This is a genomic window from Variovorax sp. OK605, assembly GCF_900115445.1.
In the GTDB taxonomy this organism is placed as follows: Bacteria; Pseudomonadota; Gammaproteobacteria; order Burkholderiales; family Burkholderiaceae_C; genus Variovorax.
Genome location: NZ_FOWL01000007.1, coordinates 41,387 through 53,965 on the forward strand (window position 1 = coordinate 41,387; position 12,579 = coordinate 53,965).

13 protein-coding genes are annotated in these 12,579 nt (G+C 70.1%); 1 reads left to right on the forward strand and 12 read right to left on the reverse strand.

Features of this window, described 5'->3' with window-relative positions; genetic code table 11:
- Positions 1–2: 2 nt before the first annotated feature.
- Genes BM013_RS18945 through BM013_RS18975 form a run of 7 tightly spaced genes read right to left on the reverse strand, consistent with a single transcriptional unit; the run spans position 3 to position 7,282 of the window.
- Positions 3–1,577, reverse strand: coding sequence for an AMP-binding protein (locus BM013_RS18945; RefSeq protein ID WP_256221555.1), 1,575 nt, complete (start codon positions 1,575–1,577; stop codon positions 3–5).
- 2 nt (positions 1,578–1,579) lie between these two features.
- On the reverse strand, positions 1,580–2,545 hold the full coding sequence (locus tag BM013_RS18950; RefSeq protein WP_093129196.1) for a Bug family tripartite tricarboxylate transporter substrate binding protein: 966 nt from the start codon (positions 2,543–2,545) through the stop codon (positions 1,580–1,582).
- 13 nt (positions 2,546–2,558) lie between these two features.
- Positions 2,559–3,470 (reverse strand): SDR family oxidoreductase, encoded by a 912-nt coding sequence (locus BM013_RS18955; RefSeq protein WP_256220236.1) that lies wholly within the window; start codon positions 3,468–3,470, stop codon positions 2,559–2,561.
- Between the two features lie 34 nt (positions 3,471–3,504).
- Positions 3,505–4,701 (reverse strand): acyl-CoA dehydrogenase family protein, encoded by a 1,197-nt coding sequence (locus tag BM013_RS18960; RefSeq protein ID WP_093129197.1) that lies wholly within the window; start codon positions 4,699–4,701, stop codon positions 3,505–3,507.
- A gap of 34 nt (positions 4,702–4,735) precedes the next feature.
- Complete coding sequence (locus tag BM013_RS18965; RefSeq protein ID WP_093129198.1) at positions 4,736–5,902, reverse strand: acyl-CoA dehydrogenase family protein; 1,167 nt, start codon at positions 5,900–5,902, stop codon at positions 4,736–4,738.
- 52 nt (positions 5,903–5,954) lie between these two features.
- On the reverse strand, positions 5,955–6,824 hold the full coding sequence (locus BM013_RS18970; protein WP_177225507.1) for an HpcH/HpaI aldolase/citrate lyase family protein: 870 nt from the start codon (positions 6,822–6,824) through the stop codon (positions 5,955–5,957).
- The gene (locus tag BM013_RS18975) at positions 6,824–7,282 is read right to left on the reverse strand and encodes a MaoC family dehydratase (protein WP_093129200.1); all 459 of its coding nucleotides are present in this window, start codon (positions 7,280–7,282) and stop codon (positions 6,824–6,826) included. The genes BM013_RS18970 and BM013_RS18975 overlap by 1 nt, the downstream gene beginning before the upstream one ends.
- A gap of 111 nt (positions 7,283–7,393) precedes the next feature.
- On the opposite strand from BM013_RS18975, the gene BM013_RS18980 reads away from it, so the two are divergent.
- Positions 7,394–8,410: an NADP-dependent oxidoreductase gene (locus BM013_RS18980; protein WP_093129201.1), complete on the forward strand. Its 1,017-nt coding sequence runs from the start codon at positions 7,394–7,396 to the stop codon at positions 8,408–8,410.
- Positions 8,411–8,427: 17 nt separating this feature from the next.
- On the opposite strand, the gene BM013_RS18985 is transcribed toward BM013_RS18980, so the two are convergent.
- The 5 genes from BM013_RS18985 to BM013_RS19005 are packed head-to-tail and all read right to left on the reverse strand — an operon-like array spanning position 8,428 to position 12,559.
- Positions 8,428–8,907 (reverse strand): PaaI family thioesterase, encoded by a 480-nt coding sequence (locus BM013_RS18985; RefSeq protein WP_093129202.1) that lies wholly within the window; start codon positions 8,905–8,907, stop codon positions 8,428–8,430.
- 13 nt (positions 8,908–8,920) lie between these two features.
- On the reverse strand, positions 8,921–10,165 hold the full coding sequence (locus tag BM013_RS18990) for an acetyl-CoA hydrolase/transferase family protein (RefSeq protein ID WP_093129203.1): 1,245 nt from the start codon (positions 10,163–10,165) through the stop codon (positions 8,921–8,923).
- Entirely contained in the window at positions 10,162–10,563 is a 402-nt protein-coding gene (locus tag BM013_RS18995; protein ID WP_093129204.1) for a MaoC family dehydratase, read from the reverse strand. The genes BM013_RS18990 and BM013_RS18995 overlap by 4 nt, the downstream gene beginning before the upstream one ends.
- Positions 10,560–11,021 (reverse strand): MaoC family dehydratase N-terminal domain-containing protein, encoded by a 462-nt coding sequence (locus BM013_RS19000; RefSeq protein WP_093129205.1) that lies wholly within the window; start codon positions 11,019–11,021, stop codon positions 10,560–10,562. The genes BM013_RS18995 and BM013_RS19000 overlap by 4 nt, the downstream gene beginning before the upstream one ends.
- The gene (locus BM013_RS19005; protein ID WP_093129206.1) at positions 11,018–12,559 is read right to left on the reverse strand and encodes an enoyl-CoA hydratase-related protein; all 1,542 of its coding nucleotides are present in this window, start codon (positions 12,557–12,559) and stop codon (positions 11,018–11,020) included. Before BM013_RS19005 ends, BM013_RS19000 begins: the two co-directional genes overlap by 4 nt.
- Positions 12,560–12,579 lie beyond the last annotated feature (20 nt).

Below are 12,579 nucleotides of genomic sequence, written 5' to 3' on the forward strand. Positions count from 1 at the left end.
CTTTAAACGGCCTTGCCTGAAAGGCCCTTGCCGAGACCGTCGCGCAGCTGTCGGCGAAGCACCTTGCCGGTGGCGGTGCGCGGCAGCTGGTCGATCAGGTGGATCTCGTCGGGCTGCTTCAGGCGGCCCAGGCGTTCCTTGTTGTGCGCACGCACGCGCGCCAGCAGGGCCACCAGCGCATCGGGGTCGTGTGCCGCGTCGCGTGCTGGCACGATGAAGGCTACGGGCCGTTCGCCGAAGCGCTCGTCCGCCGCCCCCACCACGCTGCACTCCCACACGCCGGGCACCTCGAGCATGGCGGCCTCGATTTCCTGCGGGTAGATGTTGACGCCGCCCGAGATGATCATGTCGTCCTGCCGGTCGGTCAGGTAGAGCCAGCCTTCGTCGTCGACGTGGCCCATGTCGCCGAAGGTCTGCCAGCCCTGCGCGTGCGTGCGGCTCAGCGTCTTCTCCGGCGCCTTGTGGTACGCGAAGGGCTTGAGGCCCGAGAAGTACACGACGCCGGTCTGCCCGGGCTGCAGTTCGCCGCCGTCGGCATCGACGATGTGCACCACGCCCTTGCGCGCGCGGCCCACGGAGCCGGGCTTGCGCAGCGCCTCGACCGAGTCGATCAGCGTCAGGCCGACGCCTTCGCTGCCCGAGTAGTACTCGAGCAGGATGGGGCCCCACCAATCGATCATTGCGCGCTTCAGCGCGGGCGGGCAGGGCGCGGCGCCGTGCACGGCGATGCGGTGCGCGGGGGCGCGCAGTGCGGCGCGGCGCTCGGCCGGCAGCGCCAGCAGCCGCTGGAACATCGAAGGCACCCATTGGCTGTGCGTGATGCCTTCGTGCTCGATCAGCCGCAGCGCCTCCTCGGCGTCGAAGCGCTCCATCACGAAGACGGTGCCGCCGCCGGCAGTGACGGCCAGCGCCACGCGCAGCGGTGCCGCGTGGTACAGCGGCGCGGTCGACAGGTAGCGAACGTCGTCGCCGCCCACCTGGAACAGGTCGAGCAGGTCGGCCGCAAAAGGCGGCGTGCCGCGCCACTCGGGCGGCAGCAGCGGGCGGATCACGCCCTTGGGCGCACCGGTCGTGCCCGAGGTGTACATCATCAGCGCGCCAGGCGGCTCGTCGGCGTGCGGGGCGGGCGAGGCCGCGTCCAGCAGCGGCTCGAGCGCAGAAAAGCCTTCGACGGCGCCGCCCAAAGACAACCAGTGCACCGGCCGCGCGGCGGCGCCGGGCAGCGCGGCCACCAGTTCGCCGAGCGACGCATCGACCAGCACCGCCTTCGCGTCGCAGTCTTCCACCAGGTACTGCAGCTCCGGCGGCGCGAGCGCGGTCGACATGGGCGTGAGGTACAGGCCCGAGCGCCATGCAGCCCAGGCGGCGGCCAGCCCCTCGGGCCGGTTGCTCAGCAGCGTGGCGACATGGTCGCCGCGCACCAGCCCGAGCCGGCGGAACACGCCGGCGCAGCGATTGGCCAGCGCCTCCAGTTCACCGTAGCTGAGCTGCACGTCGCCACAGACGATGGCGGGGCGGTCGGGGGCCTTGCGGGCATGCAGGCGCAGGTCCAGCACCGGCGCGGAAAGACTCGACACACTCACTCCTTCTTCAGCAGGCCGAGCCGCGCGAGCGTCGCGCGTTCGGAGGCGACCGTGCGGCGTGCAAAGGCCTCGTACTCGGCCGGGTTCATGGGAATCATCGGCAGCATGAAACGCGCGTAGACGGACTTCACGGTCGGGTCGTCCAGCGACGCGCGAAAGGCGTCGTGCAGCGTGCGGACCACCGACGCGTCGGTGCCGCGCGGCGCGCCGATGCCGAAGGGCGACTCGTTCACGATGTCCACGCCCGATTCGCGCAGCGTCGGCACGTCGGGAAACGCCGCGGCACGCTTGGCGCCCAGCGTGGCCAGCACGCGCAGCTTGCCCGACTGCACATGCGGCGCGAATTCGGTGGTGCCGCTCATCACCGAGATCTGCCCGCCGAGCAGCGCGGCCAGCGCCTCGTTCGAGCCCTTGTACGGCACGGCCGTGAACTGCCCCCCGGTCTTCTGCGCCAGCTCTTCCACCGCGAGGTGCGGCGTGGAGCCGATGCCGGCGTGGCCGTAGCTCACTTCGCCCGGGTGCCGGCGTGCATGGTCGATCAGCTCGGCCAGGCTGTGGAACGGGGCATCGGCCTTCACGGCCAGTCCGAACACGAAGCCGCCGAGGCCGGCCACATAGGCGATGTCGCGCAGCGGGTCGAAGGCCATCTTCTGCATCAGCGGCATGCGGAAGGTGGCCAGCGGCAGCAGCGCCACCGTGTGGCCGTCGGGCCTGGCGGAAGCGAGCGCCAGGCCGCCCAGCGAGCCGCCGGCGCCGGCCTTGTTCTCCACCACCACCGCCACGCCGAGCCGGCGCCCGACCGCTTCTGCCATGGCGCGGCAGACCACGTCGGTGGAGCCGCCCACCACCGAGGGGGCGATCAGAGTGATCGGCCGCGACGGGAAGCCCTGCGCGCGCACGGCATCGAAGGGCAGCGCCGACGCCATGGCCACGGCGCCGAGAAAACTTCTCCTGCGGGTCATGCGAAGGTGCCGCTCAGCCAGCGCTGCGTTGCGCCTTTTCCTGCTCCGCGCGTCCGCGCACGATGCGCTTGGCCTCGGCCCAGTCCTCGGGCGTCATGGCGTTCATCTCGGCGAAGGTGCTGGGGGCCGCCAGGTGGTGGCCGCCGTCGATGGCGATGTTCTGTCCCGTGATGTAGTCGCAGCCGTCCGACTGCAGGAACATCAGCAGGTTGCACAGCTCGTTCATCTTGCCGAAGCGGCCCATGGGCACCTTCTCGGAGGAGGCCGCGCCCACGTTGGCCTTGGGGATCGGCGCGAGCTTTTCCCATGCGCTCTCGGTGGGGAAGGGGCCGGGCGCCACCGCGTTCACGCGGATGTTGTGCTGCCCCCATTCCACGGCCAGCGACATCGTCATGGCGTGCACGGCCGTCTTCGCCATCACGGAGGGCAGCACGTAGGGCGAACCGGTCCACACCCAGGTCACCAGCATGCTCACCACCGAGCCGGGCAGGCCCTGCGCGATCCAGCGGCGCCCGCAGGCCAGCGTGGCGTAGAGCGCACCGTCCATCACGGTGGAGCGCACGGCCTCGAAGCCGCGCGGGCTGATCTCGATCGACGGCGAGATGAAGTTGGCCGCCGCGTTGTTCACCAGGCCGGTGAGCGCTCCGCCTTCCCAGATCTTCTCGACCATGGCCTCCATCTGCTCGGCGCTGCGCACGTCGCAGATGTGGTGCTCCACCGTGCCGCCGTGCGCGGCCTGCGCGCGCAGCTCGGCCACGGCCTCCTGCAGCACGCCTTCGCGCCGCCCGCAGATGTGCACGGACGCGCCGTGCGCCACGAAGGCGCGCGCCAGCTCCTTGCCCAGGCCGGTGCCGCCGCCGGTGATGAGAATGCGCTTGCCCTTCAGGGCGTCGTCGCGGATCGGTCCGCTGGCCATCGTCGTCATGGGTCGTTCCTTCGAATGCCGGGGCGTGCGCGCCTCAGGCGGGGTTGATGCCGGCAACGCCGTTGTAGCGGTCGCCGCCCTTCTGGTAGCTGGAGAACATCTGGCGCCCGATGATGTGCTTCATCACCTCGATCGAGCCGCCCGCGATCTTCACGATGCGCGCGTCGGCGTAGGCCCGCGCGATCGGATATTCCCACATGTAGCCCCAGCCGCCGAACAGCTGCAGGCACTCGTCGACGATCTTGCAGTGCGTGTTCGACAGCCACATCTTGGCCATGGCCGCGTCGACCGCATCGAGCTCGCCCTGCATGAAACTCTCGATGCACTTGTCTGTGAACTGGCGGCCCACCACGGCTTCGGTCTTGAGCTCGGCGAGCTTGAACTGCGTGTTCTGGAAGTCGCCGATGGTCTTGCCGAAGGCCTTGCGATTGGCCACGTAGTCGACCGTCCACTCCACCACCGTTTCGGCCACGGTGGCCGAGCGGATGGCCTGGGCAAGGCGTTCCTGCGCGAGCTTGGTCATCATCAGTTCGAAGCCGCGGCCTTCCTCGCCGAGCATGGCCGAGGCCGGCACGCGCACCTCGTCGAAGAACAGCTCCGACGTGTCCTGGCCCTTCATGCCGAGCTTCTGCAGGTTCTTGCCGCGGCGAAAACCCGGCAGGCTGGTGTCGACCAGGAACAGCGTGACGCCCTTGGCGCCGGCCGTGGAGTCGGTCTTGGTGGCCAGCACGATCACGTCGCACAGCTGCCCGTTGGAGATGAACACCTTCTGCCCGGAGATCACGAAGTCGTCGCCGTCGCGAACCGCCTTGGTGCGGATCGCCTTCAGGTCGGAGCCGGCGTGGGGCTCGGTCATGCCGAGCGAGCCGATGGCCTCGCCGCGCACCATCTTCGGCAGCCACTGCTTCTTCTGCGCCTCGGTGCCGAAAGACTTCACGTAGGTGGCCACCAGGTCGCAATGGATCATGAAGCCCGGGCCGGTGTAGCCCGAGCGCGCCATTTCCTCGAACACCACCACGTCGAACAGGTAGTCGGCACCGGCGCCGCCGTATTCCTCGGGGATGGTGCAGCAGAGCATGCCCGCCGCGCCGGCCTTGCGCCAGAGCTCGCGCGGCACGATGCCTTCGCTTTCCCACGCCGCGTGGTGGGGCGCAATCTCGTTTTCGATGAACTTTCGCACCATGTCGCGGAAGGCATCGTGCTCCTCGCTGAAGAGTCCGCGTTTGATCACATTGTTTCCTTCACAAGGGAAGTCGCTACTGCGGTCAGTACGACTTGGGCAGGTCCAGCACCTTCTCGGCGATGAACGACAGGATGAGCTGCTCGGTGATGGGCGCGATGCGCGTGATGGTCACCTCGCGCAGCAGGCGCTCGACGTGGTATTCCTTGGCGTAGCCGAAGCCGCCGTGCGTGAGCACCGCCTGCAGCGCCGAGTCGTAGCCCGCGCGCGCGCCAAGGAACTTCGCCGTGTTGGCCTCCGCGCCGCAGGGCCGGTGGTTGTCGTAGAGCCAGGCGCCCTTCATGGTCATGGCCCAGGCCGCTTCCAGCGCCATCCAGCGCTCGGCCAGCGGATGCTGGATGCCCTGGTTCTGGCCGATGGGCCGATCGAACACCACGCGGTCGCGCGCGTACCGCGTGGCGCGGCGCAATGCGTCCTGGCCGATGGCAATGGCCTCGGCCGCCACCAGCAGCCGCTCGGGGTTCAGGCTGTGCAGGATGTAGCTGAAGCCCTTGCCTTCCTCGCCGACACGGTCCGCGTCGGGAATGAACAGGCCGTCGATGAAGATGGCGTTGGAGTCCACCGCCTTGCGGCCCATCTTCGGGATGCGGCGCACCTCGATCTTGCTGCGGTCCAGGTCGGTGTAGAAGATGGTGATGCCGTCGGTCGGTCGCTTGCAGTCTTCCAGCTTGGTCGTGCGCGTGAGCAGCATGATCTTGTTGGCGACCTGCGCGGTCGAGGTCCACACCTTCTGGCCGTGCACCACGTAGCCGCCCGGCACCTTCTCGGCGAAGGTCTTGATGGCGGTGGTGTTCAGCCCCGCGTCGGGCTCGGTGAAGCCGAAGCAGCACTGGTCCTTGCCCTCGACCAAGCGCGGCAGCCAGCGCTTGCGCTGGTCCTCGGTGCCGAAGACCACGATGGGGTGCGGCCCGAACAGGTTGATGTGCACCGTCGATGCGGCCGCCATCGCGCCGCCGTGGCTCGCGACCTCGTGCAGCATGATCACCGCCTCGGTCACGCCCAGGCCGGCGCCGCCGTACTCCTGCGGCATGGTGATGCCGAGCCAGCCGGCATCGGCCATGGCGCGGTGAAAGGCCTTGGGAAACTCGCCGTCGTCGTCGCGGGCGAGCCAGTATTCGTCGTCGAACGACCTCACCACGGCGCCGACGCCGTCGCGAATGGCCGTGTGGTCCTCGGGGATCGAGAAGTCCATTGCAGATGTCTCCGTTGCTTGAAGGGGCGAGTGGACGAAGGCGCGCTGCGCTTCAGCCTTCGAGGCCGAGCGTGCGGCGCGCCTGTTTCAGATGGGGCATGTCGAGCATCGCGCCGTCGAGGCCGACGGTGCCCGCGTCGGGCTGGGCCGCGAAGGCCTCGACCACGCGGCGCGCGTGGGCCAGTTCGGCCTCGCTCGGCGAGAAGGCCTCGTTGATCACCGCGACCTGGTCGGGGTGGATGGCGATGCGGCCGGCAAAGCCGCGGCGGCGCGACACGGCGCACGAAGCAGCGAGGCCGGCCGCGTCGCGGAAGTCGGTGTAGAGCGTGTCGATGGCCGGCACGCCCGCGGAGGCCGCGGCGCACAGGCACATCGAGTTGGCCAGCGTGTACAGCGGCGACAGGCTGCCGTCCGCGTCGCGGTTCGAAATGGCGCCGATGGCCGCCGACAGGTCTTCGGCGCCCCAGGTGATGCCGGCGAGCCGCGGCACGTCGCGCGTGTAGCTGGCCATGGTGAGCATGGCCTGCGCGGTTTCGGTGGCCACCGGCACGATGCGCACCGTGCCCGGCGCGATGCCGGCGCGGGCCTCGAGTGCATCGAGGCAGAAGGCGATGCGGCGGATGTCGTCGGCGCTGTGCGTCTTCGGCAGCATGATGCCGGCCAGCCCGGGCACCACCACGGCGGCGAGGTCCTGCATGGCCAGGCCGGAGTCGAGCGGGTTGATGCGCACGTACAGCTGCGTCTGCAGGCGCGCCGCGTGCTCGGCGATGAAGGCGGTGGCGCTGCCGCGCGCCGCGGCCTTGTGCGCGGGCGCCACGGCGTCTTCCAGGTCGAGGATCAGCGCGTCGGCAGGGCTGCCCAGGCCCTTGGCGAGCTTGCGTTCGCTGTCGGCCGGCACGAAGAGCATCGAGCGCAGGGCCATCACGCGGCCTCCGGCTTGCGCAGCATCAGCGCCTGGCGCCGCAGCGTGGCCACTTCTTCGTCGCGCTGGTTGAAGCCCTGGTGCAGGAAGGTCACGATGCCTGCATTGGGCCGCGACTTGCTCGCGCGCACCTCGAGCACCGTGGTGCGCGAGCGCAGCGTGTCGCCGGCGAACACCGGCGCGGGAAAGCGCACGTCGGTCATGCCCAGGTTGGCCACCGTGGTGCCCAGCGTGGTGTCCTGCACCGACAGGCCGATGACCAGCCCGAGCGTGAAGATGCTGTTCATCAGCGGCTTTGCGAACTCGGTACCTTTGGCGTACTCTGCGTCGATGTGGATGGCCGCCGGGTTGCAGGTGGCGTTGCTGAACCACATGTTGTCCGACTCGAGCACAGTGCGCCGTATCTCATGATCGAACTGCTGTTCGACCACGAATTCCTCGAACCATTTTCCAGCCATCGACTCGTCTCCTGTGCTGTGTCGTTGAGCGTATGGATGTACATCATACGCATGTGTACTATAGCGGATTTGAACCAGCGGCATACCGTCCGCACCCCCGGAGAAACCCACATGTCCCAGCGCGTCAACAGACAGGTTCTTCTTGCTTCGCGGCCCCCCGGCATTCCGCAGGCGGAACACTTCGAGATCGTCACGAGCCCGGTGCCGGAGCTGCAGCCCGGCGAGGTGCTGGTGCGCAACATCTACCTCTCGGTGGAGCCCGCGATGCGCGGGTGGGTGGCCGCGGTGGCGAACTACTCGGAGCCGGTGGCCATCGGCGCGGTCATGCGCTCTTTTGCGGCGGGGCGCATCGAGGCATCGCGCGACCCGGCGTTGCCTGTCGGCACCAAGGTGACAGGCCTCTTCGGCTGGCAGGACTACGCGGTGGTGCAGGGCACGGCGATCGAACGGCGCGTGGAGGAAGACGACCTGCCGCTGTCTACCTCGCTCGGCGTGATGGGCATCAACGGCGTGACGGCGCACTTCGGCCTGCTGGAACTCGGCCAGCCCAAGGCTGGCGAGACCGTCGTGGTTTCTACGGCCGCGGGTGCCGTGGGCTCGTGCGTCGGGCAGATCGCCAGGATCCACGGTTGCCGCACCGTGGGCATTGCCGGAGGGCCCGACAAGCGCGCGCTGTGCGTCGAACGCTTCGGCTTCGATGCGGCTGTGGACTACAAGGCCGACGACTTTGCCGAGCAGCTCGCGAAGGCTTGCGAAGGCGGTGTCGATGTGTACTACGACAACACCGCCGGTGTCATCAGCGACGCAGTGATGACGCACCTCAACGTCGGTGCGCGCATCGTCGTGTGCGGCACGGCATCGGTCGCAAGCTGGAACCCCGCGCCGCAGGGCCCGCGCGTGGAACGCCACCTGCTGGTGAAGCGCGCGCGCATGCAGGGCTTCGTGATCTTCGACCATGCCGACCGCTATCCCGCGGCCCGCCGCGATCTCGCGCAATGGCTGCGCGAAGGCAAGCTGGTGTACCTCGAGGAGGTGCTCGACGGCATCGCGCACGCGCCCGACGCCATCGCGGGGCTCTACCGCGGCGAGAACCTCGGCAAGCGGCTCATTCGCCTCACGGACGACTGAAGAGCGTCAGAAAAGATTCAGGCGCGTTGCGGCATGCCCGGCAGCCGCAGCGCCTGGTCGCCGTCGGACTCGGCCAGCAGCGGGCCGCGGCGGAAGACGCCGCTCACGCGCAACACGGTCTCGCCATCGGCCTGCACCAGCCCTTGCGAGAACACGAGGTTGCGCGTGACCTTCAGCACGTCGGCGCGGCCCTGCACCCAGCTGCCCAGCGGGGCGATGGCGAGGAAGTCGGTCTGCAGGCTGATCGTCGGCAGGAACTGGCGCGGAATGTCGGTCTGGTACTGCGCCGCCGTCGACACCAGGATGTCCGCGAAGGTGCACAGCATGCCGCCGTGGCAGCCTTGCCCCGGGTTGACATGCTTCGGCCCCACGCGAAACCCGAGCAGCAGGTGGTCGTCGGCCCAGCGGGCGAACAGCGGGCCGTTGTGCACCGCGAAGGCGCCGCCCAACTCGACCGGTTCGAAGCCTTCCGGCGCGGCAGCAGTCTGTGGATTCATGAGCTGAGGCGGTTCAGGCGGTGCGCCGCATCGCGGCCCATGCCGCTTGCAAAGGGTCGCGGTGTTCGGGGGCGGCGATGGCGATCAGCGCCTCGGCGCGCGCGTCGAGCGAGAGCCCGCGCAGTTCGGCCACACCGTGCTCGGTGACCACCGCGTCGGCCAGGTAGCGCGGCAGCGTGCACAGCCCTTGGTCGGTCAGCGACGGCACGATGCGCGACACGGTGCCCTTGCGCGCGGTGGCCGCCAGGCAGATCAGCAGCCGCCCGCCGCGCGAGGCGAGCGCGCCTTGCGCAAAGGCGGGCAGGCCGCCGGCACCGGCCTGGATGACGCCGCCCGCGCGCTCCGCGTTGACCTGCCCGAAGAGGTCGACCTCGATCGCCGAGTTGATCGCCACGAAGCGGGGAATGGCCGCGATCACCGCCGTGTTGTGCGTGTGCAAGACGTCGCGGATCGTCAGCGAAGGCAGGTCGGCCGCGAAGTGGTGGAAGGCGGTGTCGCCCAGCACCACGCCGGTGGTGATGGGCGCACTGCGGTCGAGCGCACCGGCCTCCCACAGCACGCGAAGCGCGCTCGACACCAGCCCGCCATGAAAGCGCAACCGCCGGTGCGATGCCAGCGCCCGCCCGAGCGCCAGCGGCACCGAGCCGATGCCGAACTGCAGCGTGTCGCCGTCGCGCACCAGCGTGGCGGCATGCGCGCCGATGCGCAGTTCCGTTTCGCCAGCGGCCGGGTCGGTGAAGCCGGCCAGTGGCGCATCGGCCTCCACGGCCACGTCGATCTTCGACACGTGCACCCGAAAGCCGCCCTGCGTGCGCGGCATGCGGGGATTGATGTGCGCCACGCGCTTGCCCGCGCGCGACCACACCAGCGGAAGAAAGTCGCCCGTGAGGCCGGGGCTGCACCAGCCTTCGGCATCGGGCGGGGTGAGCTGCGCAATGGCCACGTCGGGCGGCGGGCTCTCCCGCAGGTGGCGGGCGATGCCCACGTAGTCGAGACTCAGCAACTCGGCGCGGCGCTCGGCCATGCCTGCGCGCACCGAGGGCGACATGAAGAACGCCTGCTGGCGCGCCAGCGGGTGCACCGCAAGGTAATCGGTGCGGTCGATGCCGGGGAACTGCACGCCGGTGAAGGTGACGTCGCGCGCGCGCTCCGGGTCGGCCTGCAGCTCCTGCTGCAGCAGCGCTGATTCGTTGCTCAGCGTGGGCACGAACACACGCAGGCCGGGCTGGAGCGCGTCGATGAGGCGGGCAGAGGTCATGCGGCGCCCCGGCGCTCGACGCGGGCGGTGCCCGTCATGAGTTCGCTGCCGTCGGTGGCCAGCGCGCTGAGCGTGTAGATGCCGCAGGCGCCTTCGGTGCCTGTCAGCGTGCCGGTGAACCGCACGGTGTCGCCGAGCTTCGCGACACCGGTGAAGCGGGTCTGCAGCGCGCGCACGCTGCCGGGGCCGAAGTGGCTGCTGCACAGCCGCGCGGCATAGGCCATCGTCAGCATGCCGTGCACCACCGGGCGGTCGAAGCCCGCGGCCTGCGCGGTGGCAAGGTCCAGGTGCAGCGGGTTGTGGTCGCCCGAGGCGGCCGCGAACAGCGCCAGGTCGACCGCGCTCACAGGGCCGCAGTTCAGCGCGATCTGCGCGGGATAGGGTGTGCGCGTGGTCATGCGGAGGCCGCGGGGTTCAGGGCATTGCGCACCAGGATCGTCTGGCGGCTCGTGGCGACCGGCCCGGCGGCGGCACGGTAGTGCGTGTCGACCACGATGAAGGTGAAGGCGCCTTCCTTCTTGTCGTAGATATCGCTCACAGTGCGGCTGACCTCGATGCGGTCGCCCGCGTGCACCGGCGCCAGGCATTCGAAGGACTGCTCGGCATGCAGCACGCCGCGCAGCGGCACGTCGAGCAGCTTCATGAGTTGCGCGCTGCTGAAGTGCTCGCCCTCGATCGCCTTCAGGAACGTGGGTGGCACCGGGCAGGCCGGGTGGCCGGCCGCTTGCGCGGCCACCGGGTCCCAGTAGACCGGATCGGTCTCGCCGGTGGCCTGGCAGAACAGCTTGACGCGCCAGGCATCGACGTCCATCAGCGTTGGGGGCGTCGTGAAGCCGACGCGGCTGCGGTCGGTCATGCCGCGGCCCGCGCCAGCACGGGTTGCAACGTGGCCCAGGCCGCGCGCGCGTCGGCGTCGAAGGTCGGCACCAGCGTGTCGCGCTCGGCCCAGGCCTGCGTGAGCGGCCCGCCGGTCCACGCCGGTGTCACGCCTGCAAGGCAGGCTGCGACGTCGAGGAAGGCCGGGTCGCCAGCGCCGGGGTGCGCCGCATACCGCACGGCGGCCTGAACCTGCGCGGGCGCAAGCGCCCCCCGCAGGCCCTGCAGCACACTGCCGTGGCCGCGGGTGCGCCAGGGCAGCGACCACAGCCGGGCCGCAAGACTGGCGATGGCAGCAGCCGCCGCATCGTCGGCACCCACGATCTCCAGCACGCGGCCGTACGGCCCGGCCGGCGACAGCACCGCAACGGGCACGCCGTCGTCGCCGGCGGACGCAGGCTCGTCGAGCACGCGCAGCGCCACCTGCGTGTGCCGGCCTTGCGTGTCGACCAGCTCGAGCGTGTCGGGCGGCAGCGTGGTGTCGGGCGCCTGCGGCAGCTTCAACTTGGCGAGCGCATCGATCCACGCGCGCCGCGACGCTCCGATGGCGCCAACGCCGATGCGCTCGATGCGCACGCCTTCGGGCGCGGCCAGTTCGCGCTCGGCCCGCAGCCGCTCGAGGAACAGCGTGCGCACCATGTTGCCCGCCACCGGGTTGAACATGAGCCGCAGGAACTGGGTCATCTCGACGTCGGTGGCTTCGGCGAGCGGCAGGCGCGCGCCCTTGAGCACGCTGTCGACGATCGCGCTGTAGGCCGGATAGAGCGCGAAGTCCGCCTCCGCGACGCCGTGGCGCAGCGCGATGCTGCGCGCCGTGTCTTCGCTCCACGCCGGCACGTCGGCCTGTGCCAGGCGGGAGAACTTCGCCTGTGCGTCGCAGGGCTGGCCGTGCATGGCGCGTGCCGCGACCTTGGCCTCGTCGAGCAGCTGCGCCGCTGGCACCTGTCGCGCGAAGATGCCGAGCTGAACGGCGTCGGCGGGGTTGATCGAACGGCCGCTCAGCAGCAGGTCGATGCCCGCCTCGAAGCCGGCAAGGCGCGGCAGCCGCTGCGTGCCGCCCGCGCCGGGCAGCAGGCCCCAGCGCACCTCGGGCACGCCGAGCTGGGTGCGCGGGTCGTCCGTCACCAGCCGCACGCGGCAGGCCAGCGCAAGCTCGAGCCCGCCGCCGAGCGCGATGCCGTTGACGGCCGCCACCCAGGGCTTGGCGGAGGCCTCGAGGCGCACGAACTGTCGGCCCAGCCGGCCGCACAGCGCGAACATCTCGTCGTGCGTGCCACGGCGCGCGCGCTCGGTGAAGCCGCGCACCATCACCAGATCGGCACCGGCCAGGAAGGTCGGCTTGGCCGAGGTGACGACCACGCTGCGCACGGCGTCGTCGCGCTCGGCGCGGTCCATCAGCGCGTCGAGCGCGTCCATCAGTTCGGTGGAGAAGACGTTCATCGAACGCCCCGGCATGTCGATGGTGGCGACGAGCACGCCGTCGGCATCGAGCGCGGTATGGATCAGCGTGGGTTCCACGTGGCGGTCTCCGGTCGCGC